We start from the raw sequence: 1,537 nt of genomic DNA, 5'->3' as shown, positions 1-1,537 counted from the left end.
GCGGAAAAGCCCGTTCGCGTTAGCGGGACGTAGTCCTTGAGCGACTTGAGTCGCTCGCCAATGCTATGATTACCAATCCCAAGCAAGCACCCACCCCGGTGAAAGACCCGGACAGTGCTGTAAGTCAGCAAGTAAGCGGAACCTTGAGACTTGGTTCCAAGGAACCGTCTAGGGGCGTCTTGACAGCGCCTTTGCGAGTCCGTCTATGGACTGCGTAAGAATCCCCCGACTAAAGTCGGGGGAGTGTCAATCCTATCCCCCATCCCGACAAGCTCTGCTGTGGCGGGAGTACGCCGGAGTTGGTGATGGCAAGGATCCCTGAGGCAAAATTGCAAACTCACCGAGGCTGTCCTTGAGATGGCTGGGCAGGATCCGAAGGGTCGGCAAGCTGCAGCTCCAAAGTTACCAAAAGCTCCGTCCCGCCAGCGCGAGCCGCCGAGGAGGTTGGCGGGGCAGGATGCAAATGAACGAGCAGGTGGCGCAGCTTGGGCGGGAGATCCTGCAACTGATCCAACAACAAGTTTAGAGATATGGCCGATTCTCTGGAAAACAGGGATCCCGCCGGGGCTACGGGTGGCAAAGGAGAACGGGCAAGGGCATCCGCAACCAAAGACCGGATCAGCTCCTGCTGTTCCCGCCACAGGGATTGGCTGATTTCTAGGGGAAAGGTGAGGTGAGGAGCGCCGCGGCGCTGCCAGAGGCGGAGGATCTGTTCCACAGAGGCGGCCTTGTAGCGCCCCTGGTAGAGGGCTTCCAGCAGAGCTGCCGGGATCCAAGAGGCCGGGAACCGCTGGCTCCAGCGCTCCACCCACACCTGGCCGGGCTGCCCCTCCAGCTCAAACCCGTAGCGCTCCAAAAAGGTGGCGGGATCCATCAGGCAGGGCCCAAGGAAACTCAACCCAAGGCTAACCCAGATCCGGCAAGATAAAGGGGAGATAAAGCTTTCCTTCCCGGATCCCGCAAGACGGCTCTCGTCCTAGAATACCGCTATTGGCCTTCCATGCAGGCTCTGTGAAGAGGCTATGAAGCTGCGGTACGGCGAAGACTCAGTGGTCAACGGGCCCCAGCTCCAGCGCTGCCTCCAGAGCACGATCGCTGTCGGGAAATTGCGCCAGCAGCCGCCCTAGAAAGGTGGCATCTCCCGTCAGGCCGTACAGACTCATGAGCACATCCCCGGCATAGCGGCTCTGCGGGAAGCGGGCCAGCAGCTCATTGCCGGCGTAGATCGCCTGGCGGGCATAGCCGTCCCGCAAGGCTTTGGCTTCCAGAAAGTAGCGATCTCCAGGGTCGCTGGGATCCACGTAGTCGGGCAGCGGCGTGTCGAACAAGCTGGCATCTTCGGTCACCCCTGGGGGAAAGCCCGGCAGCGGATAGATGGCTGCCGTCTCGTCGGGAGGGTAGGCGGTGTACTGGCGGTAGAGGATCACCACCTGCCAGTAAAGACTTTTCTCTTGCAAGTGGGCAGGGGCGCTGGGATCCGCCAGCACAGAGCCGAGCAACTCTGCTGCCACAGCATGGTGATTGGCCCGCTGATAGT

2 protein-coding genes are annotated in these 1,537 nt (G+C 60.8%); both read right to left on the bottom strand.

Features of this window, described 5'->3' with window-relative positions; all coding sequences use genetic code 11:
• Nucleotides 1-337 precede the first annotated feature (337 nt).
• Nucleotides 338-874: a hypothetical protein gene (locus NW853_RS08075; RefSeq protein WP_414348756.1), complete on the bottom strand. Its 537-nt coding sequence runs from the start codon at nucleotides 872-874 to the stop codon at nucleotides 338-340.
• A 172-nt stretch (nucleotides 875-1,046) separates the two neighbouring features.
• Nucleotides 1,047-1,537: hypothetical protein (locus NW853_RS08070; RefSeq protein ID WP_414348755.1), on the bottom strand; the 491-nt coding region annotated here is incomplete at its 5' end.

The organism is Synechococcus sp. H55.11 (assembly GCF_047462475.1).
Taxonomy (GTDB): Bacteria; Cyanobacteriota; Cyanobacteriia; order Thermostichales; family Thermostichaceae; genus Thermostichus.
Note: the sequence above shows the minus strand (reverse complement) of the source record. Positions and strands in the feature narration are given on the sequence as shown.

Bases quoted from the DNA above. Each gene is read 5' to 3' on its own strand.
- NW853_RS08075 (WP_414348756.1), bottom strand. From the start codon at position 874: ATGGATCCCGCCACCTTTTTGGAGCGCTACGGGTTTGAGCTGGAGGGG.